Raw genomic sequence first — 25,103 nt, forward strand, 5'->3', positions numbered from 1 at the left:
ATTCGGCGGGCGCCGCGTCGTCTTCGGACCGCTCAGGTGGTGCGGCTGTATTCGTCGGGGTTGCTGAACAAGCCCTCCGGATAGGTGGCGACCGGGAGCCTGGTGAGCATCTCCTTGTGCCCGTGCCGCACACTGCAGTACTTGAACGGGCCCTTCGGGTCGAACAGGACCGCCATGTGCTTATCGGCATGGTTGAGCAACCAGATGCTCATCCCCGTGGTCGGATCCTGCCGGAAGAATTCGAAGGCCCGCCACACCGCCTCCAGCCGGGCCACCGCTTCCTTGTGCCGCCACCATTCCGGGCACCACACGGTGTCGTTGATGTCGGTGACCTGTCGCTGATACAGCCCGGTCAGGTAGTTGTGCACGAACTCCCCGACATCGTGGTATTCGGTTTCCGGCTGCTCATTGCTGGTCAAGTGGACGAACCTCCTCGATCTGGCCGGAACCGGCACCCGGTTCCGCTGACGGTACTGCCTTGCTCAGCGACGGCGCCGGGATCAGATCGGTGATCACGGTCTTGCGCTGCGGATCGTGCTGCTCGATCGACTGCTGCACCGCTGCCGCGTAATCGCCTTCCCACCAGGGGACGGTGCGCACCAGCACCGGCGGCGCACCGGAGGGGAAGACGATGACCCGCCCGCGCGGCAGGGTCGCCAGCGCCTGCACCGTGAAGGTCTTCGACGAACCCAGCGAGCGCGAATAACTCTTGCTGCCCTTGGATTCCGATACCGACGCCGAAATCGACGAATGCTCGCCGATCGCCTCGGAACGCTCACGCAAGAAGTTCGTATCGTCGACGCCGCTGCCGAGCACCTTGATATTGGCCGCCGACCACAGGGCGTTCATGCCGGCTTCGCCCCAGCAACGCACGCCCTGGGCCCACGATTGCAGCACGGTCATCACCACGATGCCGCGCGAGCCGAAATGGCTGTACTGCTTGGGCAGATCCTTCCAGCGAACCACGTTGGCGGCCTCGTCCAGCACCGCGAGCAGCGGTATCGGCAAGCGTCCGCCCGCCGACCGCGCGGCCTTGCGCATGGCGATATCGATCACCGCCTCGGTCAGCGCACTGACCAGTGGTGAGGCCGACCCCCGGCCCTCGAGCGAGAGGCTGTAAAGGGTGCCGTTGCGCTCGATGAAATCCAATTCGTCGAACTGCTGGCGACTTCCGCCGGGGGTGACCCACGGGTGCACATTGGTGAGCTTGAGGCAGCGCACCATCTTCTTGGCGGTACCGAAGATACCGCTGCGTGTGCGGTCGTCGGTGTTGTATTGCGAGGCCAGGCCGGAGGCGGTGAAATCGTGCCCGGTATCGCGCAGCAGCTGAATCGGCTCGATATTGCCCGGGTTGGTGACCCACTCCCACACCTGGGTGATCGGTTTGCCGCCGACCGCCGCGGCGAGAAACAGCCCGGCCAGCAGATCTTCGGCTTCCGGATCGAAGAACGCGTCGGTCTTGGCGTCGGAACCGTCGTCGCCGTCGGCGAAATGGCCGGCCAGCCGGGCGGCGCGCATTTCGCAGCCTTCGTGGCGGGCATCCACCCAGCCCAGCGGATCCCAATACCAGCTGGCCTCCTCGCCCGCCACGCCCTGCGGGTCGAAGACGAAAGTGGGCGATCCCTTGGCCGCGCGGACGTCACGGGTCGCGTCGACCACGTCACGCTTGTTCGAGGTGGCGAGCACGGGACCGATGGCGGTGAGGATGGCCGGGATGACGCGGGAGGTCGACTTGCCCTGACGCGGCCCCCAGATATCGAGGTGCAGATCCTCATACGAGCCGTACAGCATCACACCGTCGGCGACGCCGATACCGATGGGCACACCGGGAGCGTCGTCGTAGCCGAGGCGCACGCCGAGTTGCTTGGCCTTCTCGCGCACGCCGGCCTCGGTGAGCGAGGCGATGGCGCTGCCGTTGCCCATCACGTCGGCCTTGTCGTCGACGCCGAGCCTGCCCTTGTTGCGGCGGGCCTGCAGCCGCCGCCGGATGACCACCACGGCGATGGCCGTGGCGATGACGAGCAGCAGGATGACGGTCGCCCCGCGCGGCCAGTGCAGTTTGCCGCGGATCAAACCGGCCACGATCTCGATCGGGTTCACCGGGATGTCCTGGCGGGTCACCGCGAGCAGATTGCCCAGATGCAGGGCCAGCCACAGGGTTGCGAGGACGGCGCCGACCACGTAGATCAGGATGAGGGTGCCGTCGGGTCCGACAACTGCCGGATCCTTCACCGGTTTCTTTTTCGCCATACCTGCCTCCTGATTGATCCCGTGTGGAAAGCGTTGTCACCGATAGCCGTCGAGCCGCCAGCCGTCCGGGGTGCGGACCACGGTGGCGATGACGGTGGCGGGCGGTAGCGGCTCCTCGCGTCCGTCGGGGTAGACGACGGTCTGTTCGATGCCGATCTTGAATTGCTGCACGTTCGGATCCGCACCGGCCGGCGCCTTCTCGCCGGAGGCGAAGGTGAAGGCGTCGATCCTGGCGCCCGCGTCTGCCCACTCGGCCCAGCGCAGGGACGGTTTGGGAGTCTCGCCGCCGGTGCTGGCGCCCTCTACGACGCGAATCAGGCTGGGACCGAGCCATTTCCGTGCCCGCACCAGTGACGCGCCCTGATCCTCGCCGACCGGATTCCAGGTGTAGATCTCACGCAGGGCCGCGACCGCCACGCCCTCGGGCGTGACCGGGTCCGGTGCCGGAACAGCTTCGAGCTGACGGGTGGTCGAAGTAGCGGGTCCGCTGCCCGGACCTGCCTGCCCGTCGTCTTCGCGACCGCAGGCCGCGCTCATCATCGCGATGCCCGTCACCAGCACCACCACCAGTTTCGCCCGCGCCGATACTCTGCTCTTCCAGGCTAACCGTCCCCGCCGCCGGTTCGGCGCTGCCGCACGCGTGTTCACAGCACTCTCCTCGCTCGTGCGTCGCCGGGCACCGGCGCCTCGGCCACCCCACCCGCGGAACCCGCGGTCGCGCCCGGCGCGGAGCGGATCATCTGCCCGTCACCGGCGTAGACACCCACCTGCGCGGGACCACGCGGTCCGAAATCGCTGAACACCAGGTCACCCGGCTCGATCGCGCTCAACGGCACCTCCACTCCGGCTTCCCACTGCTGTTCGGCGGTGCGCGGCAGGGTGATCGAGCCCGAGGACGCCGCGAAGACCGCCGCCGCGGTCAGACCCGGACCGTCCAGGCCGCCGCCGGTGGGCCCCTGCGGGCCACCGCCGCCCCACACGTACGGGGTGCCGAGCCACTCGTGGGCGGCCTGCACGACCTGGCTGCCCTCGGTCCCCTCCCCCGGCACGAATCGTCCGAGCGATCCCGGCGCACGGTACTGCGGCTCCATCGCCAGGATGTTCGCCACGTACGGGTGGGTCTCGGAATAGTGCGCGGCAACCTGATTCGGCATGCCGCCGGAGGCGAGTACGGCGCCCTCACCGGCGTTGTAGGCGGCCAGCGTCAAGGAGACCAGATCACCCTGCACCCGGCCCTGCGACAGCCAGCCGGAGATCTTGTGCGCGATGGCGCACATATAGCGACCCTGACCGACGATGGCGTCACCGTCGTCCCACACACTGGCCACACCATTGCCGTCGGCATCGATCACATACGGTTGGCCGTCATCGGGATTGATGCTCGCCGCCGTTCCCGGGAGGAACTGCGCCAATCCCTGCGCGCCCGCGGGCGAGGTGGCGCCCCGGCGGAAGCCGGACTCCTGCCTGCCCTGGGCGGCCAGCAGCGACGGCGTGATCTCCGGGCAGATCGAACCGGCGCGCCGGTACCAGATCTCGAGTTCGGGCGGAACCTTGCCATCGGCGAGCGCTCCTCCCGCGCTGCCGAAGCCACGCACACAGCGTGGGTCGTCGGAGAACGCGCGCGCACCACCGACATCCGGAGTCGGGGCGCCCTCCAGCCACGGCATCGGATCGATCTGACGGCCACCGGTGAACCGCCCACCCGGCACCACCTCGAAATGCAGGTGCGGGCCGCTGGATTCGCCGGCCGAGCCGACATAGCCGATATGCTGTCCGGCGCGCACGGTCTCCCCCACCCGCACCAGGACGCCGCTGTCCCACATATGGCCGTACACCGCCGAATACGCGCGGCCGTTGGTGTCGACCGAGTCGACGACGATCCAGTTACCGAATCCGGACGCCGGACCGGCCGCGACCACCCGGCCGTCGCCGACCGAGAAGATCGGCGTGCCGTCGGCGGCCGCCATGTCCACACCCTTGTGCCCGCCACCGCGCGAGCCGAAGACGTCGGAAATGCTGTAGGTGCCGGTGGCCAACGGCAACGTCCGCCGCAGCGACCCGACACCGGCGGCCAGCGACGGCGTCGCGGTGACGGCCGGATTCGCCTGCGCCGCAGGTGTGCCCGTGCCGGATGTGGGCGAGGCACCGGCGGCCCGTGGATCGCCGGGCGCATAACCACCCAGCGGCGGCAGCATCGTCTGGGTGGGACCGAGAACCTCGCCGCCCTCGCACGGGTCGTCCACCGAGGGCAGCACGATCACCACCACCAGCGTCATCAGGCCGAGCGCGGCTCCGACGACGAGCGCCAGCACCGAGCGCACGTTCATGACACCCTCGCAGGGTTCACGTGCGGCGCCGGGCTTCGTTGAGCGTGTCGGCCAGCGCCCGGTTCATCTCCGCCGCCGCCGCCAGCTGCTGCTGCAACAGTGCGACCTTGCGGCGCAGGGCGACGGCGTCCATGCGTTCCAAGCTCGGGCCTTCCGCGGCCCGCACCCAGTTGCGCACCGAATTGGTGTGCACGCCGATCTGTTCGGCGACCACCCGGCACGCCTCCGATTCGCTGCGTAGTTTCCCGGTGAGCGCGATGACCTGCTCGACGGCGGCGTCACGCACCTCGGGCGACACTTTGCGATAAGACCGGTGCGGCATCATGCTGCGCTCCCACCCGCCGAATCCGAACCACCCGGTTCCGGGCCGCCCGCAGGGCCCGGCACCCGCGTGAACTCGTCGAAACGCTGGTTGGTGTCGTGGATTCCGCTTTCCTTCTCCGACAACGTGAACTCCATGTGGAACGGAATTCCCGGCCTGCGGTCCTCGCCGATCTTCAGCAGGAACTTGCCGGTGCCCGGCGGAGACGGCCGCACCTGCCCGGGCTTGAGCGCCTCGCCGGTCAGGGCCTGCGGCGCCGACCATCCGGTGACCATCTCCTCTTCGGCAGCGGTGAACGGAATCGTGCTGTCGAGGCGTTTGATCTCCTCGGCGGGCAGCGCACCGAAAATCTTGGCGCGCGCCCGTTCCAGGAAACCGAGCGCCTTGGCGATGGCCGCTTCCGAACCCAGCGACTGCAAATCCTTGATGGTGTGGCTGATCATGATCAGCGCGGTGGCGATGCCACGTTGCAGACGAGTCAGTTCGTCGACCCGGTCGACCATGAAATCGCCGAGACCGAGCACCTGCCACAGCTCGTCCATCACCACCTGGAAATAGCGTTGTGGCGCCATCCCCGCATCGGTGAGCGTGTGCGCGGCCTCCACGGCGGCGAATCCGTCGGCCCAGCAAGCCAGCATGACCGCGGCCTTGAGCTTCTTGTCGCCCTGCGGGATATGCGAGACGTCGATGCACACCGCGACCGAATCGGTGTCGATGGGCACCGAGGTCTGGCCGTTGAACACCGCGCCGAACGGACCCTGGGTGAGCGCGCGCAGCGACCGGCGCAGATTCTTGATCGCCACCTGGTATTCGGACTCGTTGTCCGCGCCGGCGTCGAGCATCAATTCCTCGCCGCCCGCGACGATCACCTCGAGCAGGTTGTCCATGATGGGCGGCTTGTCCGGGGTGAACCCGCTGCCCGGCCGGTACAGGATGCGCAGGGCGGTGGAGATGAGCGTCTCCTCGAAATCGCGCACCCGCGCACCGCGTACCAACTCGACCAGACCGGCGATCAGCGTCACCTGCCGGGCCCGCAGATCCTGCAACACCTGCAATTGCAGGGCGGGAAGGTGATCGAGCTGCGGCACCACCTGGCCGAGCACGCCCGCGGCCAGCGGGTTGAGCTTGCCGTGACCGTAACCGAGATCGATCACCTGGCCGCCGACCATCTCCACCATCTTGCGATAGTCGGGCTTGACGTCGGCCAGGATCAACGGCGTGATGCCCTGGGCGATCCCGCCGAGCACGATCCGACGCACCAGCGACGATTTACCGAAGCCGTTGAGCCCGAGCACGAACAGGCTCGGCGCGGTGATGAAGCTACCGCGCATGAACCAGTTCATCGGGTCGAAGCAGACCGGCGCCCCGGTGTGCAGATGCGAACCGAGCGGAGTACCGATCAGCGGCGCGCCGGCACCGACCGACCACGGCCACAGGCCCGCGACCTGTGCGGTGGTGGCGCGATACTCGACGGGCCTGCCCACCACGTTCATCCGGCCGCCGCCCGGGCCCGCATAGCCGCGGTCGGTGAGCTGTGCGGTCTGCCGGTCGAAGCCGTCGACGTAGGTCTGCTCGGCGCGGGCGGCGTAGTTGCGGCGGCGAATATCGTCGGTGCGGATACGGAAGGTGGCCCAGGCCGCGCGCAGCCCGGACTGCTCCCGGCTGATCATCTCCAGCCGCGCGCGGGTGTCGTCGTCGAGCAGCGGCGGCCCGGACTGTTGCCGCTTGTCCGCCTTGGCTTTCGCCCGCTGTGCGGCCCGGTCCTGCCTCGGATTGCGCATCGCGCGGTCGGCGGTCTTGTCGAACTTCACCGGGCGTGCCCGCGCGGCATCGGTGCGGTTGGGGCGGGCGCGTCCACCGCGACCTGGCTGTGCACCGGCGGCCTTGTCGGTGCCCGGTACGTCGGCACGCGAGCGTTCACCGTCGGGTCGTGGCGCACCGGCGCGCGGACGACGTCCGCCCGTGCCGCGCCGCTCCCGGGCGGGCTCCTCCCGTGGGGTCTCGCGCCGACGCTCGGGGCGTGCCCATTCGTCGTGATCGGCCTCGGTCCGCCGGGGCCGGCGGACGTCCTCGCGCTCCCGTACGGGTGGCTCGTGCTCGCGTGCCATCAATCGCTCACCCCGCAAGTGCTTTCGGAATCGTCGCGTGTTCGGGCAGGATCACTCCGCAGCCGAGTGAGGCCGCGAAGGCCGCCGCCTGGTAGCGGTAGCACCGCCGGATCTTCAACCGCGCCTGGGTGGACAGGTCACGGGTGATCGCCTCGATCCGCGGCAGATCACCGCGCAGGGGCTCGGTGATGGTCACCAGCGCCCCGAAGCGGGTCACGCCGTGTCCACGCGCCTGCTCCTCGCGGGCCTGCTGGGTGGCGCCGACCCGCAGGGTCGCCGACGCGGAGACGACTCCGCGTTCGCTCTGCTGCGCCACCAGCGCGTTCTTGAAGTCGTCATCGACGATCTCGGCGGCGTCGGCGGCTGAATGCGGACGGTACACGATGGCGATACGCTTACGCGGCACTTCGGGATTCGGGGCGAGCAGCCGCTGCAGTACCCGTTCGTCGACGGCGCCTTCCGGGGCCGCGTCCATCTCCCAGGTGACCGAACGACCACCGTCGTGCACGAAGTGATCCCACTTCTCGTCGTGCGAGACCGGGCCCGCGTCGGCCCAGTCCAGGCCGTGGCCTTCGGGTTCACCCGCGGCCACCTCGAGATCGGCCTGCGAGGCGGGATCGTAGCTGCGCCGGATGAACGAGATCACCTCATCGGCCGACATCGGCTGCGCGCGCACGCCCGCCTCGGCCAGGGCGGCGCAGATGCCGGGCAGCCTGCGCCCGATCTCCACCGCTTCCTCGGCCGGGTTCTTGCGGCGCTCGGCCGTGGTGGCCTTGAACGTGATGGCCACCCGCGGCAGCAATTGCACGCGCTCCTGCGGCAATTCGGTGGCCAGCTCGTACATCACCTGCTGGGCCAGCTCCGGCGCCTCCGGCCGGGTGATCGTGGATACCTCGGTGAGCAGCCGGTTCCCGGTTTCGGGCACGGTGTCGATCACCGGGACGACGGCGACGATATCGCTGGTCTGGCCCACCGAGGCGAGGAAGGTGCCCCAGGCCGAGACCCAGCGGTCGATCACCGGCTGGTCGACCGCCTCATGGCCCTGGGGCCAGGCCCGCAGCACCACGGTGTACTGGGCGAACTGCGGCAGATGGATCATGCCGAAGCTATAGCCGCCCGCGTCGATGCCCTCGTACAGCTTCGACGGAGCCAGCAGCCCGGGCAGCCGGGTGACCCCGCCGGGGATCCGGGAGAACCGGCCGCCGCGGTACACGTGCTCGCCGCGACTGCGCGAACGCATCCAGTTGAACATCATCAATCCCGTCTCGTAGCCGGAGCGGCCCCCCGTCCGCCACACCAGTGGAACCATGATTGCGACGCCGACGCCACCCACGATCAGCCCCCATTGGAAACCGCCGACCATCGCGGTGATCAGGGCGGTGATCACGACGACGAAACCGAGCACGGTCTCTTCCCAGCGCAGGCCGAAAAGGCCGGCGCTGCGCGGTTTCTGCCACAGGCCGTAGGAACGGCGCTCGTAGGTGTCGAGGTTCGTCATCGCGGAATGGTGCTCCTCCCGAGGTCGGGTGAGCGGTTGGCCCAGCGGTCGCCCGCGACATCACCCATGACTTGATCTGCCCGGTTCATCCCGGAGGTGGCGGCCCTGGCCGCGCCGATCCGGCCCGCCGCGCGCGCCGCACCGGACGGTACCCCGGCCGCCCCCGCGGGTGCGCCGGAGGCCCGTGGCGGTTGGCCCGCCGCACCTCCGCCGCCGCCGCCTCGGGGTGGCGGCGCAGGTCGGGGTGCGCCGCCCCCGCGCCCGCCGCTACCACCGGGCGGCGGGCTACCCGCACCGCCGAAGTATCCGGCCGACCCGGGCGCCGCGGCGCCCTTCACCCCGACGGCCTTGGTGCCGGCGAGGGCACCGATGCCCGCGGCGGCCAGCAGCGTGCCGCCGGTCGCGGTCAGACCGGAGCCGCCGCTGCCGACGATCGCCACGGCCGGGGTGACCAGGCGCATCAGCGCGGGCAGCACGAACGCCACACTGCACAACAGCACGATCGAGACCAGCATGCGCTGGGCCTGTTCGGCATCCGGCAGCCCGGAGGTGGAGGTCAGCTCGTCGACGTGGCCCGCGGTGGTGAACGCGATCATGTAGACGATGGCGGCGACCGGTTTCCACAGCATGAACGCGATGATCCAGCCCACCAGCTTCTGATAGGACTGCTTACCGGTGTTCATCCCCGACGCCGCGGCCGCCAGGGGCAGCACACCGGCGGCGATCACCAGCAGGCCCTGCCGGACGATGGCGAGCACGATCTGCGCCAACGCGCCGAGCAGGCCGACGATCGCGATGATCAAAACCAAACCTGGCGAGAAGGCTTGCAGCTTACTGGTTTTCACCATCAGCTCGGCCAGGTTCTTGGCATTGCCGTTGGTGGAATCATTGATGATCCACTCGGCGAACCGATCCGAGGCCACCGTGCCCGCGACGATCACCGCACCGAGCATCCAGGAGCTGAACACCACCCGCGCGAACATCCGGAACGATTCGGCCGCTTCGTTCATCACGGCCCCGCGTCTGGCTTCGGCCAATCTCAGGCCCGAGATCATCACCGACGCGATGAGCAGCAGAATCTGTACCTGATAGGTGTAGTCGTTGATCTTGGTGAACAACGCGCCGGAATCACTGACGGCTTCGTTGGGCACCTTCATCCAGAAGGTCAGCGCCAGGATGATCGCCTCGCCGAGACCCTTCATCAGCGAATCGACGACCTTGCCGAAGGTCGAATCCCATGCCTTGTCCTTCACCGCGGTCGCGGCCTGGCCGGGATGGGAGGCCGCATTGCCCGCCTTGCACACCGCCGAGGCCGCGTCACCGAGCGAGACGCCGGGAATGCCGACGTTGTCGAGGGTTTCGTGGATCTCGTTGCATGCCTCGTCGAAGCCGTAGGTCTGGCCGTAGGCCACCGTCGGCGTCGCGATCATCACCGTGAAGATGACCGCGAAGATCGTGACAATCCGCCTCACCATGGGAACCCCTCGGTCTCGTGCGGGGAATCGGTCCGGTCGAGCTGTTCGCCTGTCACCCTCGTGCGCTTTCCCTGTGCGTGTGGCCGTCTCGGTACTGCGCGATGCCGTCACCATGCCGTCCACCCCTCGAGCGTTTCGATGTACTCCGCCGGCGGGTTCTCCGAGGTGGTCGGCTTCAGCCGCCAGTCACCGGCGTCCCACACCATGATCATCCGCATCGCCACCCACAACTGCTTGCCGTCCACCACCTGCGCGCGGGTGGCCAGCCGCACGATGGCCATATCGTCGGCGTAATCGTCGACCTTGAACGCATCGGAGGCGACGAAATACCTGGTCACGCTTTCCGGCTGCTGTTCGGGCAGCCGATCGGCCTCCAGCGCGCGATCGTAGGCCGCGATCTGCTGCGCCGACACCCGCACCTGCCGCACATACAGATCCCGGTGCGCCGGTCGGGCATTGAGCCGGTAGGTGATCTGCGCCGCGGCCAGCGCCGCACCCTGCGGGGTGTGCGCGTAGCCCACCGCGAGACCGTCTTCGATGCGCGTCGGCCCGTCGGAGGTGGAGAACGGCACCGAAGCGCCGTACACCCGCTGCCAGCCACGCGGTTGCGTGGTTCCGGCAGGCGCCGCGGTCAGCCAATCCGGGTCCGAGGGCTTGGCCTGCGATTCGGGATTCTGCGGAAGCGGCTGTCCCGCGGGGTTGTTCGGGATGTCGACCCGGCGGCCGAAGATGTCGACCTCCGGTTCGGCGAATCCCTCCGACCCCGGCCCGTCGACCACCGAGACGCTGCCCTGGCCGGCCGGCTCGTCATCGCCGCCGACATAGACGAAGACCCCGACGATCACGATGAGCGTCAGCACCGCGGCGGAGGCGACGACGCCGAAGGAGACGCGATCGCGCGCGTACGGCTCCTTCTTCTCGCTCACTGCGGGGCCTCCAATATCACGATGTCGCTGGGTAATTCGTCGATGTCGTCGACCGCGGGTTCGGTCGAGTCCGGGTCGGGCAGCCGTAACCTCCAGTCTTCGCCGAACCATTCGACGACGGTGTGGTTCACCGCCATCGAACTGTCCGAATACTCGGTATAGACGTCCACGGTGGAGCGTTCATCGGTGTATCCGGTGATCTTGTAGCCGAGTAACCGCGGCGCGTACTCCGGTGACGCCGGTCCGGTGATGGACAGCAGCAGCCGATTCACCACCCACTCGTCCTTACCGGGCCCTGGTAACACCTCCGCGGCGACCACCTTCGGCCACTGGCTGTCGGTAGCCACTGACAATCGCACCGTATGGGTGATGGCGGCGACCGCGGCACCGGGCGGCGAATGATCGAAGCCCGTTGCCGCGCCGTCGGATTCGTGCGCAGGCCCCTGGTCGGTGTGTGGCAGGGCCACTCCCTGGAAGGGCTCCCAGCGTACGTTCGACGGCGGGGTGGACAGACCGGGGCCCGCGTTGTCGCCGTTCGCGCAGCCGACCGCGGCCAGCAGCATCGTCGCCGCGAACGCGCCCGCGGCCGGTCCGCGCACACCACGCCACCTCGCATGGCGGCAGACGGGCGCACACACTGTGGAGTTCATCGGCTGGTGGTTCTCTGTTCGATGCCGTCGGCTCATGCAGGCAGGAAGGCCAGCGCGATTCCGGATGCCGTGCTGGCCACCCCCGCGCCGAGCAGACTCATGAGGACGCCGTGCGAGGAGTCGTTCATCGCCAGGTCGCCGCGGAACGCGATCCACAGCTTGCCCGCCGAGACGATCATCCAGGCCAGGCAACCGATGAGCACGAACCACAGCAGCCAGTTCAGCAACTGCATGATCGGCTCCACGACCTCGGCCGGCATCTGTTTGTAGGCCAGCAATTCCATGGCCCGCATACTGGACATCGTCGACCTCACGTCCCGATGACGGCGTTCATGATGGTGCCCGCGCTGGTGGCGACGACACCGCCGATCATGGCGCCCGCCACCATCTTCGGCGATTCCAGGCCGCCGCCGGTCCACTTCTCCCAGGCGAATTTACCGCCGGCGTAGGTGATGCCGCAGATGCCCGACAGCAGCACGAACCAGGTCAGGTAGCGCACCAGCTGCAGGATCTTCTCCGACCCGGGAGGCGCCTCGGGTGTCGGATTGCCCACCTGGGCGAGAACGGTGCCGTATGTGTCCTGCACGGCGAGGAGGATCGTGCTCATCGGGTGCCTTTCTCGATGGGTGGAGGGGTGGATATCGACGGCATCGCACACAATTCGCTCATCAGTGCCCCGGTGGGTTGGTGGTCATGGGTGGCCGGTCCCATCCCGGCTGCGCGGGCGGCGCGCCGTTCGGGTTCGAGGCGGCGGGGCCCGGCGGCGGGTTCCACCCCGGTCCGGCGTGCTGACCGTGCGGTGGAACCGGCTGCGGGCCGGGGGCATTCCAGCCGGGCGACTGCCCCGGTGCCGCCCAGCCGTGCGGGGCGGGCGGTGCGGGTGCGCGCCGGCGATCGGAATTCGCGACCCGGAGCAGGACGAAGATCACCACGCCGATGGCGACCAGCGGAAGGCCGATCAGCAGCGCCCAGATTCCCCAGCGACTCGCCTGCAATCCGGCGTCCGTTGCGGGCGGAGCCTCCGGCGTCGGATTGCCCACCTGCGCCAGCACCGCCTGCGCCCCCTCGTGCAGCATCCTGGCCGTACTCATCGCATCCCCTCCTCGTTCGCCTCGTCGGCGATGCTCTCGCGGGCGGCCGCGACGATCTCGGCACCGAGATCACGCACTTCCAGCGGAACTTCGTCGAGCGGGTCGATCCTGCGTTTCTTCAGCGGCGGTTCCACCCCCGGTGCCCACACCGGCAGCTTCTCCGGTTCGACGAGGGTCCATTCCTCATACCACGGCACCTGCCACAGCCGCCCGGCCAGCGAGCCGACGACCTCGCGGTAGCGGCGGATCTCGGCGGGCATGCGGCCCGGGCGCGCCGCGACGGTGATCAGCCCGAGCACCTCCGACGGACCGGCGAAACCGGCATGGTGCTGGCGCAGCAGGTCATGGGCGCGGGTCAGACCGGCGATGGTTTCGCGGCATACCAGCACGACGAACGGCGATTCGCGGTCGAAGACGCCGGGCCAGCGGCGGCCCGAATCCGCCGCGGGCGCGAGCACGTGCGCGAGGCTACTGGCTCCGGCCCCGCCGTGCACACCGAGCAACCAGACCAGCGGCGCACGCCCGGCACCGGGCACCGGGCGGTCCCAGATGGGCGCGCGCCGCGACTCCGGTGGGGCGATCACCCCGGCCGGTGTGGATTCGGGTTTGCGGCGGCGAAGATTCATGGCGGCGGTCATGATGCCACCCCGGCGAGAAGACGCCCATACGCTCGACGCGTCTGATCGTCGAGCGAGATGTGGCGCACGAGTTCACCGCGCGCCAGATGCGTGTCGTAGGGGATTTCCACGATGTCGCGAACCCAGCCGGACAGATGTTCACGCAAATGGTCGGCAACTCGGGAATCGACGCCGGGCTGCTGATGCGAGATGACGATGGTGGTGTCGCCGACGATGCCGCTGCCCGGCCCGTCGACGGCGTCGCCGAACTCGTCGTCGAGCCATTCCAGCGTGACGCGCAGCCGGTTGGCGGCGTCGGTTCGCGCCGGAATGGCAAGCACCAGAGCGACATCCGCGTCATCGAGCAGCGGCCGCAGCTGACGTCCGGCAATCGGATGGCCACCGTCGTAGACGGCGGTGTAGCCGGCGTCGTCGATGGCGCGGGCGACCGTGAGATAACTCGCACGCCTGCGCAGCGGTGCCGCATCGCGCCACAGCAGTCCGAACCCGGAGGTCGAGCGCGACAGGCATTCCTTCAGCGGAGCCGGTTCGTCGTCGCCGCGGCCGTACAACCACGACTGCAGGCTGATCGGATGCAGGTGTTCGTCGGCGCCGCGCAGCCCGAGATCACTGCCCGCGGCGGTCGCGTCCACCGCGACGGTCTGCGCCCCCGACAGGGCGAGCTCACCCGCAAGGCCCAACGCCGTCGTGGTGGTCCCCGCACCACCGCAACCGCCCACCACCAGGACCGGCCGATACCCGGTGCGTCCGCCACGGGTGGACCCGCGCTCGCCGCGCAACCGCAACACCGGAGCCTTGCTGCGCCCGGAGCGGTCCGACGGCGCGCCGGCATCCGGCGCATCGTCGAGCCAACGGCTCCAGTCGTCTCCCATCGCTCTGCTCTCCCTCTATCCGGCCGTGATACCCGTGATGAGGGCGCGGCCGCCGATCACCGCGGTGGTGACCATCTGCTTGCTGTAGGTGGCCGGTTGGCCATCGGGCCGGTATTCGGTGACTTCGACCGAGTAACGGCCCTGTTCGAGGGTCACGATGCGCACACAGTGCGTGGTGCCCTCGGCGATGCTGTCGATACCGCGCTGGATCACCGAGGCCGGCGAGACCGGCGCGTCGGGAGCGACGACTTCGCGGGCCAGCGCCGCGGAACGGTCGACGTAGTAGGCGTACTGGAAGCGCAGGATCGCGTCGGGGCCGGAGCCGGTGCCGCCGGCCTCCGCGCTGCGCACCACCTCGTCGGTGCGTTCGGTCGGACACCGCTGCGCAGGCCCGGCGGCGGAATCGGAGCTGCCCGCGGTGAACTGGACCGCGGTCTCCTCGCCGGCACGGCGCTCGCCGGAGCCGCCGAGCAGATACAGCACGCCGGCCGCGGCGGCGGCCAGCAGCAGCACCGTCGCGAGCAGTACCAGGACCGCGCGCGTCCGGCCGCCACCGGAACTCTTCACCGCGGTGCGCAAGTCGCGCGCCGCGCCGAGGCGCACCGGTTCGGCGATCTCCTCCGGATCGTCGTCGGGCCACGGGAACCGGACCACGTCACCATTGCGCGGGGTGTAGTCGTCGTCGGGGCCGGGCGCGCGGTCGGCCACCCAGTCCGACCAGCCGCCGGTGAATTCGCTGCGCCGCACGGGCGGCTCGGGGGGCGCGACGGGTTCCTCGTCGTGGATGTAGTCGGGGTACCTCGCGGGGCCGTCGTCCTCGTCCGCGACCGGCGCGCTCTCCTCGGCGGGGCGTGCCGGGGCGCTCGACCCGGCGTCCGGCTCGAGGGCGTCGTACCAACGATCGAGATGTTTGTACGACTTCAACATTCCCCCATTCCCGCAGATCGGGGCGCGTGGTGTCGCATCGTCGAACCCTCTCGGCGATCAGTTCGTGGAGAACGGGTAGGTGGTGGGTGTGTCGGGTCGTTCGGTCGTCGCGATCGGTTCGATGGTTCGGTCCGCAGTCGCGCCGCCAAAGGAGGCGCCGTCGACTCCTGTCCCAAAGGGAAATTGTCCCGTACCCGATTGGTCAGGTGAAGTCGACGCGCCGGGGCCGGGCTCGGTGAATCCCGGCGCGGGCGCCCGCGGGGCGTCCTGCGCGGTCTCCGAGCCAGGCTGGGGCGCAGTATCGGAACCGAAGGTGCCGGCCAGATCCCTGGCGACGGCGGCGAACCAGTCGGCCACGAACTTCGTCGGAGCGTCGCCGTCGGCCGACACGGTGGCGGTGCCGTAGGCACCGTGCCGCTGGACGGTATCCCAATACCGCACCCAGGTGGTGGTATTGAGCAGTTCTTTGTTGTCGGTGATGTTCTGCACCACGGCGTCGAAGGCCTGATTCACCAGGCGCACGCCGGTGGTGGGCGGGATGAGCTGCGGAATCGCGCCCACCAGTTTGGTGCCGAGGGCGAGCAACGCGGCGGGCGGATTGCTCAGCCCGGCCGTGGCCAAGTCGGCAATGGCGGCCGGGTTCAGCACCGTGCGCACCACGGTGACCACGGCGTTCAGTCCGATCATGCCCACTTTGAGCAGGGCGCGCAGGGCGGCCGGGATGTCGAGCGGGGTGCGCGGGTCGGCGGCATCGGCCAGACGCTGGGAGATCGACTTCTTCGGCGAGATCGACAGACTCGCCAGCGAATTGCCCTGGATATCCTCGTTGACCACCTTCGTCGCGGTCTTGATCGAGGTGTAGGCCAGGGCCTGGGCGACCGAGACCAGCGAGGCGATCGGATCGCCACCACTGAGCTTGGCCTGACCGGCGATCGTGGCCACCGCTTTCAGGATGGGCGCGCCCTCCGGGGCGTCACAGGCGAGATCGCCTGCCGCGCAGAAACTGGCCACCCGCCCGGTGAGCGCGCCGAAGTTCTCGGCCTTGTCGCGTTCGGGACCGATGCCGCCACCGCTGGCGGGTGCCTGCGGCAGCGCCACGATCCGCGCGAGTTCCGCACCGGCGGTCCCGGGCGCGGCGTCGGGCGTGGCCTTGCCCGGCGCACCGGGGAACAGCGGTGCGCCCGGATTGCGGGTCGGGTCGGCGAACAGCGCTACCGCGGCGACCTTTTCGGGCGGCAGCACGCCGCTACCCTGCCCGACTTCCTGAGCGAAGATCGAGGCCACGTGCGCGCCCTGGGAGTAGCCGACGATGCCGAACCTGGTGTTCGGGCAGCGTTCGGCCACCGACGACGCCATGCTGCGCAGCCTCGACAACCCTCCGGCTACCGATTCCGAATACGGCACCACCCCACCGCCGGTGGCACCGCCGAAGCCGGATTCATAAGGCACGTAAGCGCGCTCGACGAGCCCGTCATCTGGGGCTTCGGCCATCATCGGCAGGAAGACCGTGGACAGCATTCCGGTGTCGGTGGTGGGTGCGGCGTCCGGGGACGACTGGCCGGTGCCCTGAATCCCCAAGGCATACAGCGCAGGACAGCTATCAATCGGCAAATTCGTCGACGGGCCCGCGACATTCGGTGCCTGCGCCGCCGCCACACCGCCCGTGACCGTACCCGCGGTAGCGGTCGACACAGCGACGGTGAGCGCGATCAGCAGCCCCGAAAATCGTGTCGTGCATCCAGCCATAGCGACCCGCAATCCGTATTGCAGAAGTTACCTGAGCGCCGTGAAACGCAATAGACCGTAACAGATTCCGGCTATCACCGCTGAAGCGGAGGAAAGTTTACACGGCGCACCGCTCGACCCCGGATACGCCACGGCGCGGCGATGCGAAACCGTGCCAAAGTTTCCGAACTCGTCAACCAGCTTGCCAAGCCCCCATGACATCTGGACAGCCTGCGGCAGCCCTGCGAAGCTTGGGCGACGACCCAGCCGAAGGCCGCTGGATCAGGCTGCTGAGGTCACCCGATAGACGTCGTAGACGCCCTCGACATTGCGCACGACGTTGAGAATGTGGCCGAGATGCTTGGGATCGCCCATCTCGAAGGTGAACTTGCTGATCGCCACCCGGTCGCCGTGGGTGGCGACGGAGGCGGACAGGATGTTCACCTTCTCGTCGGCGAGCACCTTGGTGACATCGGAGAGCAACCGCGTGCGGTCCAGCGCCTCGATCTGGATGGCCACCAGGAACACCGACGACGGCGATGGCGCCCACTCCACGTCGATGATGCGTTCGGACTGGGCCTGCAACGAACCGGCGTTGGTGCAGTCGACCCGGTGCACGCTCACCGCGCCGCCGCGGGTCACGAAGCCCATGATCTCGTCGCCGGGCACCGGCGTACAGCATTTGGCCAGCTTGGCCACCGTGCCCTCGGCGCCGGGAATGAGCACGCCTGCGTCACCGGAGACACGCTGGCGGGCCGGGGTGGTCGACGGCGTGGAGCGTTCGGCGAGTTCGTTCTCCACATCGCCGATGCCGCCGAGCTGGGCCATCAGCCGCTGCACGACGTGGTGCGCGGAGACCTGGTGCTCACCGACGGCGGTGTAGAGCGCGGAGATGTCGGTGTAGTGCAGCTCCTTGGCGACCGCGTTCATCGCGTCGACGTTCATCAGCCGCTGCAGCGGTAGCCCGACCCGGCGGACTTCCTTGTTGATCTGCTCCTTGCCGCTTTCCAGCGCCTCTTCGCGGCGTTCCTTGGCGAACCATTGCCGGATCTTGGCCTTGGCGCGCGGGGAGACCACGAAGCTCTGCCAGTCGCGGCTGGGGCCTGCGTTCTGCGCCTTCGAGGTGAACACCTCGACGACCTCGCCGTTCTCCAGCTGACGTTCCAGCGCGACGAGCCTGCCGTTGACCCGGGCACCGATGCAGCGGTGCCCGACCTCGGTGTGCACCGCGTAGGCGAAGTCCACCGGGGTGGATTTCTGGGGCAGGGTGATCACATCACCCTTGGGGGTGAACACGAAGATTTCCGGGGCCTTGAGGTCGAACCGCAGCGACTCCAGGAACTCGGCCGGATCGGCGGCCTCACGCTGCCAGTCGAGCAGCTGGCGCATCCACGCCATATCGTCGACTTCGGCGGTATCGCTGGAGTGCTTGCCGCGGGTCTCCTTGTACCGCCAGTGCGCGGCGATGCCGAACTCGGCGGTGCGGTGCATGTCCTGGGTGCGGATCTGCACTTCCAGCGGCTTGCCGTCGGGGCCGACGACGGTGGTGTGCAACGACTGGTAGACGCCGTAGCGGGGCTGGGCGATGTAATCCTTGAACCGCCCGGCCATCGGCTGCCACAGCGAGTGCACCACGCCGACGGCGGCGTAGCAGTCACGCACCTCGTCGCACAGGATGCGGATGCCGACCAGGTCGTGGATGTCGTCGAAGTCCTTACCCTTGACGATCATCTTCTGATAGATCGACCAGTAATGCTTGGGCCTGCCCTCGACGACGGCGTTGATCCGGCTGGCCGCCAGGGTGTTGACGATCTCGGCACGCACCTTGGCCAGGTAGGTGTCGCGCGAGGGCGCGCGGTCGGCGACCAGGCGCACGATCTCGTCGTACTTCTTGGGGTGCAGGATCGCGAACGCGAGGTCCTCGAGTTCCCATTTCACGGTGGCCATGCCGAGCCGGTGGGCCAGCGGCGCGATGACCTCGAGGGTCTCCTTCGCCTTCTTGGCCTGCTTCTCCGGCGGCAGGAACCGCATGGTGCGCATATTGTGCAGCCGGTCGGCCACCTTGATCACCAGCACGCGCGGATCGCGCGCCATCGCGATGATCATCTTGCGGATGGTCTCGGCCTCGGCCGCCGCCCCCAGATTGACCTTGTCCAGCTTGGTGACGCCGTCGACCAGGTGCGCGACCTCGGGACCGAAATCAGCGGTGAGCTGCTCGAGCGAGTACCCGGTGTCCTCCACGGTGTCGTGCAGTAGTGCCGCGACCAGCGTGGTGGTGTCCATGCCGAGCTCGGCGAGGATGTTGGCCACCGCCAGCGGATGGGTGATGTAGGGGTCGCCGGACTTGCGGAACTGCTTGGCGTGCCGTTCGTCGGCGACGTCGAAGGCCCGCTGCAACAGCGTGAGGTTCGCCTTCGGGTAGAGCTCGCGATGCACCGTGGCCAGCGGCTCGAGCACCGGTTTGACCGCCGCGATGCCGCGCTGACCGGTCATTCGCCGAGCCAGCCGCGCCCGCACCCGCCGCGACGCCGACGTCGGCACCGCGGCCGCGCCGGGCTGGCGTACCACACCGGGATTGGGCCCTGGGGTCGCGGGTCGCGCGGGCTGGGCCGCTGCACCATCGGACGAGGTGGCCGGCGCACCGCCGGGCCGCGAGGCAGCCGATTGCTCGACGTTCGCCTCGCCCAGATGCTGAGTCATGCCACCACCTCTCCACGCCGTGGCCGGAACCTCATCCGACCACCGCAACCTCCCAGACCATCAACTCTAGCCTTCGCCTCGGCCAGCCGTTCGGCAACAGGTTGCCGAACCCGTTTACTGGCACTGCCGTACCGAAGTACAACGCTCGAACGGGAGCCCGCTCTTCCCCTGCCCGCGACTGCCGTCACCCGGGGTGGCCAGCAGCGGCGAGGCGGTGCGGACCGGGCAACCCGATCGCCGGCCGGTCCCGGGAACGGGACGGAGGTCGCTCGCTCGCGATCAGACCGTGACGATGGCCGACAGCGGGTAGTCGCCCTGCCGTTTGCGCCCGCCGAGAGCTTCCAGCTCCAGCACCACCGCGGCCGCCACGATCTCGGCGCCGGCCTGGGTGAACAAGTCGGCCGCGGCGGCGAGGGTGCCGCCGGTGGCGAGGACGTCGTCGAGGAGCAGCACCCGGCGGCCGACGAGGGAGACTCCGTCGGCGGGGATCTCCAGGGCGGCCTTGCCGTATTCGAGGTCGTATTCGCGGGTGACGACCGGGGGCGGCAGTTTGCCCGCCTTGCGGACGGCGATGACGCCGGTGCCGAGGGTGGCGGCGACGCCTGCGCCGAGCAGGAAGCCGCGGGCGTCGACGGCGGCGACGAGGTCGGCGTCGGGGGCGTTGGCGGCCAGGCAGTCGATGACGGTGCGGAAGCCTTCGGGATCGGCGAAGACCGGGGTGAGATCGGCGAAGCGGACGCCGGGCTCGGGGAAGTCGTCACGCCAGCGGGTCAGCTGCTGGACGATCTGCGCGGCCTTGCTTGTCCGCTCGGCGACTGCGTCGTCGGATTCGATCGCCGCGTGCTTGCTCATCGACACCTCTCCATAGTCACATCACCCACAACTCACCGCTTCAGTACCCACCGGTCCATGTTCCAACCGGTACCCGCCTGGGTGGGGGCCGCGATGCCGTTCTGCAAACCGTTGCCGAAGGCGATGGTGCGCGGCGTGGCGAACAACGGAATGCTCGGCAGCTGCGCCCACAGCAGGCCCTCGGCCTCGGTGAGCAGATTCAGCCGTGTGGTCGAGTTGTCGTCGGCCGCAAGCTGATCGGTGATCGCATCGTAACGGCCGTTGCCGAATCGCCCGAAATTCAGTCCGCTACCGGTCCGCAACGCGCTGGTCGCGGCCACGCCGTCCAGCGAGCCCGCCGGGCCGGGGACGCTCGCGGTACTTCCGAGCACGGCGTCCACCGCTCCGGCGGACAGCTGGGCCGGGCGGAAATCGGGGGCGCCCGCGTCCACGACGGTGATACCTGCGGGTTTGCAGGATTCGGCGATCTTGGCCACGGTGCGGGCGCGGCGGTCGTCGGGAGTCTGGTAGCCGACGCGGATGGTCAGCGCCGGGGCGCCCGCTGCCGCCAGTGCGGCCTTCGCCCCGTCCACATCGACGCTGCGATACGGTTCTGCGCCGCCGATGATCGCCGGGTAGTAGAGCGAATCCTGTTGCAGGATACGGGAGTTCAGCGGGCCGGAGCCGAGACCCGACTCCGGGGCCTCCGGCACCTTGCCCAGCTCGTCGAACAGCGCCTGGCGCGGAACACACGAGGCGAAGGCGCGCCGGGCCTCGACCGAGCCGAGCACACCGCCGGTGGACAGCACCAGCTGCTCGGCACCACGGCCCGGCACCTGCTGCACCTCGAAACCGCCCAGCTCGAGCCCGGGCACCGACCCGGCCCCGATATCGACCACGCTCACCGCGCCCTCGCCCACCTTGGCCGCCAGATCGGTGGACTTCGGCCACACCACCACACGACCGGTCTCGGGCTTGTTGCCCCACCAGCGTTCGTTGGCCACCAGCACCAGACCCTCGTCCTCGGTGAACGATTCGATCCGGTACGGCCCCGACGACGGGAAGCGGCTCACGTCCAGCTCACCGGGGGCCAGCGTCCAACCGCTGTTCCAGAAATCCGCCAGCCGTTGGATGGCACCGGGGTCGCCGGACTGCATCACCGACACCACATTCGGCACATTCGCCGCCCGCGCGGCGATATGCGCGGGCATCAGCTCACCGGCGGTGAACAGGTTGCGCCACGGCAGGTAGCGGCGGTCGGGCCGGAACACCACCGTCGCGTCCTTGGATCCGGGCAGGCATTCGATCCGCTCGATGTCCTCGTATCCGGCGGTGCTCGCGGCGTCGAAGAGCGGTACCGGGCCGCCGTCGCCGGGCCGGGTGAAGCGCCCGCTGCGCGCCGCCCAGGCCAGCACGAGATCATCGCAGGAGGTGGGCACGCCGTCGGAGTACACGCCGTCGGGGTTGAGCCGGTACTGGATGGTCTGGGACTCCCCCGGCACCTCCTTGGCGGTGCCGACGTCGGTGTCGGCGACCTGCTGGCCGTCCGGCCCGGTGTAGAAGAAGCCGGTCAGCACCCGGCCGAACACCGCGGTGGCGCCGGTGCTCGCGCCGAGCGTGCTGCCGCCGTTGTAGCTGGCGACAGCCGCGTCGACGGCGAATCCGATGGACGGGACCTGGCTTTCACTCGAACATCCGGCGGCCAGTCCGGCCGCCACCGCCGCGGCAGCCGTGGCCGCGAGCAGTCGATGCGGCCTGCGCAGGAAACCTCGCGGCTGACGCATGACCCGACCCCCTGTCGTCAGTGGTTCTTCCGGTGTCGTTTTCCGCTCGGCCGGGCCCCGGGACGCGGCCCTGTATCGCGGGTACGCCGCGGTGTCTCAGGAGTTTCGCGGGCGGGCACCGCACCCGCACGACGACCGGCGCCCGCCTTCGCCCCGCTCGCGCCGGCGCGCTTGGCGAGCACCTTCTTGGTGTGTGCCGCGACCGGACCGAAGCGTTCCTTGATCGACACCAGCACCGGGACGGCGAAGAAGATCGATGAGTACGCGCCGACGATCATGCCGACCAGCTGCACCAGCGCCAGATCCTTCAGCGTGCCGACGCCGAGCAACCACACCGCGATGACCAGCATGCCGATGATCGGCAGGATGCCGATGACGGTGGTGTTGATCGATCGCATCAGGGTCTGGTTGGCGGCCAGATTCGCCTGCTCGGCATAGGTGCGCCTGGTCAGATGCAGCACGCCGCGGGTGTTCTCCTCGACCTTGTCGAATACCACGACGTTGTCGTAGAGCACGAAGCCGAGGATGGTGAGCAGACCGATCACCGCGGCCGGGGTCACCTCGAAACCGACCAGTGAATAGATGCCCGCGGTGACGATGAGGTTGAAGAACAGCGACGCGATCGCGGCGATGGACATATCACGTTCGAAGCGGATCGCGATATAGATCATCGTCAGCACGACGAACACCAGCAGCGCGATCACCGCCTGCCGAGTGATCTGGCTGCCCCAGGTCTCACTGATCTCGGCGATGCTGATCGCGTTGCGCGTCACCTCGCCGTCGGCGTTCTTGGGCTGGAATTCGTCGAACAGCGCGGTCTGCAGGGCCGCGGTCTGCTCGAGGTCGAGGGTCTCCGAGCGCACCTGGATGGTGGCCGAATCGCCGGAGCCGACCTTCTGCACCGTCACCGGCTCGTGGCCGATGGTCTCGGTGTAGACGTCCTCGACCTGCTGGGTGGTCGCGGTATCGCTGGCGGGCAGCTGGATGCGCGAACCACCGGCGAAGTCGATGCCGAGGGTGAAGCCGCGCACGACGATGCTCAGGATCGACAGCAGCAGGAAGATCGCGCTCAGCGTGTAGAACAGCCGCCTGCGGCCGACGATCTCGAAGCCACCGGTGCCGGTGTAGAGGCGTTCGAAGAAACTGTGTCGCGGGGCGGGCGCCCGGTTGGGGGCGTCGGGCTCCAGGGTCGGGCTCGAGGTGCTCATCGTGCGGTCTCCTTCACCAGCGCCGGTCCGCCGGCGCCGCGTTCCCTGGCAATCTGCTGGATCACACCGAGGCCGTTCACCGACGGCTTGGCCCAGAACGGCGAGCGCGACGCCAGCATCATCAGCGGCGCGGTGACGAGGTAGAGCACGATGACGTCGAGCACGGTGGTCAGGCCGAGGGTGAAGGCGAAGCCCTTGACCTGCCCGGCGGCCAGGATGTAGAGCACGACGGCGGCGATGAGGCTGACCGTTTTACCCGAGAGGTTGGTGCGCTGGGCGCGGGCCCAGCCGCGTGGCACCGCGGACCGGAAGCTACGGCCCTCCCGCATCTCGTCCTTGATGCGTTCGAAGAACACCACGAACGAGTCGGCGGTCATACCGATACCGATGATCAGACCCGCGATACCGGCCAGGTCGAGGGTGAACCCGATCCAGCGCCCGAGCAGCACGATCAGGCCGTACACCGCCACACCGGCGGCGACCAGCGACAAGCCGGCGAGGAAGCCGAGCATCCGGTAGTACAGCAGGCAGTACAGCAGCACCACGATCATGCCGATGGCGCCGGCGATCAGACCCGCGCGCAGCGAGGACAGACCGAGCGTGGCGGAAACGGTCTCGGCTTCGGAGGTCTGGAACGACAGCGGCAGCGAACCGTACTTCAGCGTGTTGGCCAGTTCCTTGGCGCTGGAGGCGGTGAAGTTGCCCGAGATCTGGGTGCTGCCACCCTGCTGCGGGCCCTGCTGCACCACCGGCGCGCTGACGACCTGCGAGTCGAGCACGAACGCCACCCGCTTGTAGACGTACTCACCGGTGAGGTCGGCCCATGCGTCCGAACCACTGGACTTGAATTCCAGGGTGACCTCGTGGCGCGCCTGCTGCTGGTTGAGGCCGGAGGTCGCGTCCTTGATCTCCTGGCCGTCGATGCGGCTCGGGCCGAGCAGGTAGACCTCGCTGCCGTCGGTCGCGCAGGTGACCAGCGGCTTGGTGGGATCGTCGTTGCCGGCCAGCGGGTCGGGCTTGCTGCAATCCATCGCCGCCATCGCGGCCTGCTGGATCGCCGGATCCTCGCTCTGCCTGGTCGCCTTCGCGGCCGCGATCTCCTGTTGGCTGCGTTCCTGCGGCGTCAGGTCGGCGTCGTCGGCGGGCGGCGCCGGTGCGGGGGTGGGTGCGGGCGAAGGGGCGGGCTCGGTCGGCGCCTGAGCCGGGAAGACCCGGTTCTGGGCTGCGGGAGCCTGACCACCTGCGGGCGCGGACCCGGTCGGCGCCGGAGCGGCGCCGGTCGGCGCGGGCGTCTGTCCTGGTGTGCCGGTCGCCGGCGGCTGGGTGCCCTGGCCCGGCTGCGGCGCGGGCGCGCTGCCCGGCGCGGGCGCGGCCTGCAACACGGGGCGGATGTAGAGCTTGGCGGTGGTGGCCAGCGAGCGGGCCTGCTGACTGTCGTCGCCGGGCACGGTGATCACCAGATTGTCGCCGTCGATGACGACCTCGGAACCGGAGACGCCGAGGCCGTTGACCCGGTTCTCGATGATGCCCTGGGCCTGCTTCAAGCTGTCCTGGCTCGGCTTGCTGCCATCGGGGGTGCGGGCGGTCAGCGTGACCCGGGTGCCACCCTGCAGGTCGATGCCGAGCTTCGGTGTCGGGGCTTTGTCACCGGTGAAGAACACCAGCGCGTAGATCACGGCCAGTAGCGCGGCATAGACACCGAGCAACCTGAACGGATGCGCCGATCCCTGGGAAGGTGGCACAGTTGGTCATCTCCTAGGCGGAAGTCGAG

General features: G+C 68.9%; 22 protein-coding genes. All 22 read right to left on the bottom strand.

Going from position 1 to position 25,103, the window contains the following annotated elements; all coding sequences use genetic code 11:
- Nucleotides 1–32: 32 nt before the first annotated feature.
- Nucleotides 33–419 (bottom strand): DUF4913 domain-containing protein, encoded by a 387-nt coding sequence (locus AC4HOU_RS04175; RefSeq protein ID WP_036537879.1) that lies wholly within the window; start codon nucleotides 417–419, stop codon nucleotides 33–35.
- Entirely contained in the window at nucleotides 406–2,250 is a 1,845-nt protein-coding gene (locus AC4HOU_RS04180) for a type IV secretory system conjugative DNA transfer family protein (RefSeq protein ID WP_194991421.1), read from the bottom strand. Before AC4HOU_RS04180 ends, AC4HOU_RS04175 begins: the two co-directional genes overlap by 14 nt.
- Before the next feature lie 36 nt (nucleotides 2,251–2,286).
- Entirely contained in the window at nucleotides 2,287–2,805 is a 519-nt protein-coding gene (locus tag AC4HOU_RS04185; protein ID WP_324196627.1) for a hypothetical protein, read from the bottom strand.
- A gap of 89 nt (nucleotides 2,806–2,894) precedes the next feature.
- Nucleotides 2,895–4,577: a peptidoglycan DD-metalloendopeptidase family protein gene (locus AC4HOU_RS04190; RefSeq protein ID WP_163814637.1), complete on the bottom strand. Its 1,683-nt coding sequence runs from the start codon at nucleotides 4,575–4,577 to the stop codon at nucleotides 2,895–2,897.
- Nucleotides 4,578–4,593: 16 nt separating this feature from the next.
- Nucleotides 4,594–4,902, bottom strand: a complete 309-nt coding sequence (locus AC4HOU_RS04195; protein WP_014351781.1) for a transposase — start codon at nucleotides 4,900–4,902, stop codon at nucleotides 4,594–4,596.
- Nucleotides 4,899–7,007: a hypothetical protein gene (locus AC4HOU_RS04200; RefSeq protein WP_195019637.1), complete on the bottom strand. Its 2,109-nt coding sequence runs from the start codon at nucleotides 7,005–7,007 to the stop codon at nucleotides 4,899–4,901. Before AC4HOU_RS04200 ends, AC4HOU_RS04195 begins: the two co-directional genes overlap by 4 nt.
- 7 nt (nucleotides 7,008–7,014) lie before the next feature.
- Nucleotides 7,015–8,505 (bottom strand): SCO6880 family protein, encoded by a 1,491-nt coding sequence (locus tag AC4HOU_RS04205; protein WP_163814639.1) that lies wholly within the window; start codon nucleotides 8,503–8,505, stop codon nucleotides 7,015–7,017.
- Nucleotides 8,502–9,980 (bottom strand): hypothetical protein, encoded by a 1,479-nt coding sequence (locus tag AC4HOU_RS04210; RefSeq protein WP_195019638.1) that lies wholly within the window; start codon nucleotides 9,978–9,980, stop codon nucleotides 8,502–8,504. Before AC4HOU_RS04210 ends, AC4HOU_RS04205 begins: the two co-directional genes overlap by 4 nt.
- A gap of 107 nt (nucleotides 9,981–10,087) precedes the next feature.
- Complete coding sequence (locus tag AC4HOU_RS04215; protein WP_163814641.1) at nucleotides 10,088–10,906, bottom strand: DUF8175 domain-containg protein; 819 nt, start codon at nucleotides 10,904–10,906, stop codon at nucleotides 10,088–10,090.
- Nucleotides 10,903–11,505 carry a DUF8175 domain-containg protein gene (locus AC4HOU_RS04220; RefSeq protein WP_280210560.1) on the bottom strand — a complete coding sequence of 201 codons (603 nt, stop codon included), beginning with the start codon at nucleotides 11,503–11,505 and terminating at the stop codon, nucleotides 10,903–10,905. The genes AC4HOU_RS04215 and AC4HOU_RS04220 overlap by 4 nt, the downstream gene beginning before the upstream one ends.
- A gap of 83 nt (nucleotides 11,506–11,588) precedes the next feature.
- Entirely contained in the window at nucleotides 11,589–11,858 is a 270-nt protein-coding gene (locus tag AC4HOU_RS04225; protein ID WP_228806469.1) for a hypothetical protein, read from the bottom strand.
- A gap of 8 nt (nucleotides 11,859–11,866) precedes the next feature.
- On the bottom strand, nucleotides 11,867–12,163 hold the full coding sequence (locus tag AC4HOU_RS04230; protein WP_014351788.1) for a hypothetical protein: 297 nt from the start codon (nucleotides 12,161–12,163) through the stop codon (nucleotides 11,867–11,869).
- Nucleotides 12,164–12,224: 61 nt separating this feature from the next.
- Entirely contained in the window at nucleotides 12,225–12,647 is a 423-nt protein-coding gene (locus AC4HOU_RS04235) for a hypothetical protein (protein WP_194990697.1), read from the bottom strand.
- Nucleotides 12,644–13,285 carry a hypothetical protein gene (locus AC4HOU_RS04240; protein WP_163814642.1) on the bottom strand — a complete coding sequence of 214 codons (642 nt, stop codon included), beginning with the start codon at nucleotides 13,283–13,285 and terminating at the stop codon, nucleotides 12,644–12,646. Before AC4HOU_RS04240 ends, AC4HOU_RS04235 begins: the two co-directional genes overlap by 4 nt.
- Complete coding sequence (locus AC4HOU_RS04245) at nucleotides 13,282–14,157, bottom strand: MinD/ParA family ATP-binding protein (RefSeq protein ID WP_195019639.1); 876 nt, start codon at nucleotides 14,155–14,157, stop codon at nucleotides 13,282–13,284. The genes AC4HOU_RS04240 and AC4HOU_RS04245 overlap by 4 nt, the downstream gene beginning before the upstream one ends.
- A 15-nt stretch (nucleotides 14,158–14,172) precedes the next feature.
- Nucleotides 14,173–15,084 (bottom strand): DUF8176 domain-containing protein, encoded by a 912-nt coding sequence (locus AC4HOU_RS04250; protein WP_195019640.1) that lies wholly within the window; start codon nucleotides 15,082–15,084, stop codon nucleotides 14,173–14,175.
- Nucleotides 15,085–15,141: 57 nt separating this feature from the next.
- Nucleotides 15,142–16,662: a cutinase family protein gene (locus tag AC4HOU_RS04255; protein WP_194990692.1), complete on the bottom strand. Its 1,521-nt coding sequence runs from the start codon at nucleotides 16,660–16,662 to the stop codon at nucleotides 15,142–15,144.
- Nucleotides 16,663–17,091: 429 nt separating this feature from the next.
- Nucleotides 17,092–19,509, bottom strand: a complete 2,418-nt coding sequence (locus AC4HOU_RS04260; RefSeq protein WP_163814645.1) for a RelA/SpoT family protein — start codon at nucleotides 19,507–19,509, stop codon at nucleotides 17,092–17,094.
- Between the two features lie 279 nt (nucleotides 19,510–19,788).
- Nucleotides 19,789–20,361, bottom strand: a complete 573-nt coding sequence (locus AC4HOU_RS04265; RefSeq protein WP_228806470.1) for an adenine phosphoribosyltransferase — start codon at nucleotides 20,359–20,361, stop codon at nucleotides 19,789–19,791.
- A gap of 32 nt (nucleotides 20,362–20,393) precedes the next feature.
- Nucleotides 20,394–22,124 (bottom strand): ABC transporter substrate-binding protein, encoded by a 1,731-nt coding sequence (locus AC4HOU_RS04270; RefSeq protein ID WP_163814646.1) that lies wholly within the window; start codon nucleotides 22,122–22,124, stop codon nucleotides 20,394–20,396.
- A 17-nt stretch (nucleotides 22,125–22,141) separates the two neighbouring features.
- Complete coding sequence (gene secF, locus AC4HOU_RS04275; RefSeq protein ID WP_163814647.1) at nucleotides 22,142–23,332, bottom strand: protein translocase subunit SecF; 1,191 nt, start codon at nucleotides 23,330–23,332, stop codon at nucleotides 22,142–22,144.
- Nucleotides 23,329–25,074: a protein translocase subunit SecD gene (secD, locus tag AC4HOU_RS04280; protein ID WP_195019642.1), complete on the bottom strand. Its 1,746-nt coding sequence runs from the start codon at nucleotides 25,072–25,074 to the stop codon at nucleotides 23,329–23,331. Before secD ends, secF begins: the two co-directional genes overlap by 4 nt.
- Between the last annotated feature and the right edge of the window lie 29 nt (nucleotides 25,075–25,103).

Source organism: Nocardia sp. JCM 38205, from assembly GCF_058222935.1.

What these genes read in the sequence shown, in the direction of transcription:
- AC4HOU_RS04180 (WP_194991421.1), bottom strand. Translation starts at nt 2,250, where the DNA reads ATGGCGAAAAAGAAACCGGTGAAGGATCCGGCAGTTGTCGGACCCGAC.
- AC4HOU_RS04190 (WP_163814637.1), bottom strand. Translation starts at nt 4,577, where the DNA reads ATGAACGTGCGCTCGGTGCTGGCGCTCGTCGTCGGAGCCGCGCTCGGC.
- AC4HOU_RS04195 (WP_014351781.1), bottom strand. Translation starts at nt 4,902, where the DNA reads ATGATGCCGCACCGGTCTTATCGCAAAGTGTCGCCCGAGGTGCGTGAC.
- AC4HOU_RS04200 (WP_195019637.1), bottom strand. Translation starts at nt 7,007, where the DNA reads ATGGCACGCGAGCACGAGCCACCCGTACGGGAGCGCGAGGACGTCCGC.
- AC4HOU_RS04205 (WP_163814639.1), bottom strand. Translation starts at nt 8,505, where the DNA reads ATGACGAACCTCGACACCTACGAGCGCCGTTCCTACGGCCTGTGGCAG.
- AC4HOU_RS04210 (WP_195019638.1), bottom strand. Translation starts at nt 9,980, where the DNA reads ATGGTGAGGCGGATTGTCACGATCTTCGCGGTCATCTTCACGGTGATG.
- AC4HOU_RS04225 (WP_228806469.1), bottom strand. Translation starts at nt 11,858, where the DNA reads ATGTCCAGTATGCGGGCCATGGAATTGCTGGCCTACAAACAGATGCCG.
- AC4HOU_RS04230 (WP_014351788.1), bottom strand. Translation starts at nt 12,163, where the DNA reads ATGAGCACGATCCTCCTCGCCGTGCAGGACACATACGGCACCGTTCTC.
- AC4HOU_RS04235 (WP_194990697.1), bottom strand. Translation starts at nt 12,647, where the DNA reads ATGAGTACGGCCAGGATGCTGCACGAGGGGGCGCAGGCGGTGCTGGCG.
- AC4HOU_RS04240 (WP_163814642.1), bottom strand. Translation starts at nt 13,285, where the DNA reads ATGACCGCCGCCATGAATCTTCGCCGCCGCAAACCCGAATCCACACCG.
- AC4HOU_RS04245 (WP_195019639.1), bottom strand. Translation starts at nt 14,157, where the DNA reads ATGGGAGACGACTGGAGCCGTTGGCTCGACGATGCGCCGGATGCCGGC.
- AC4HOU_RS04250 (WP_195019640.1), bottom strand. Translation starts at nt 15,084, where the DNA reads ATGTTGAAGTCGTACAAACATCTCGATCGTTGGTACGACGCCCTCGAG.
- AC4HOU_RS04260 (WP_163814645.1), bottom strand. Translation starts at nt 19,509, where the DNA reads ATGACTCAGCATCTGGGCGAGGCGAACGTCGAGCAATCGGCTGCCTCG.
- AC4HOU_RS04265 (WP_228806470.1), bottom strand. Translation starts at nt 20,361, where the DNA reads ATGAGCAAGCACGCGGCGATCGAATCCGACGACGCAGTCGCCGAGCGG.
- AC4HOU_RS04270 (WP_163814646.1), bottom strand. Translation starts at nt 22,124, where the DNA reads ATGCGTCAGCCGCGAGGTTTCCTGCGCAGGCCGCATCGACTGCTCGCG.
- secF (WP_163814647.1), bottom strand. Translation starts at nt 23,332, where the DNA reads ATGAGCACCTCGAGCCCGACCCTGGAGCCCGACGCCCCCAACCGGGCG.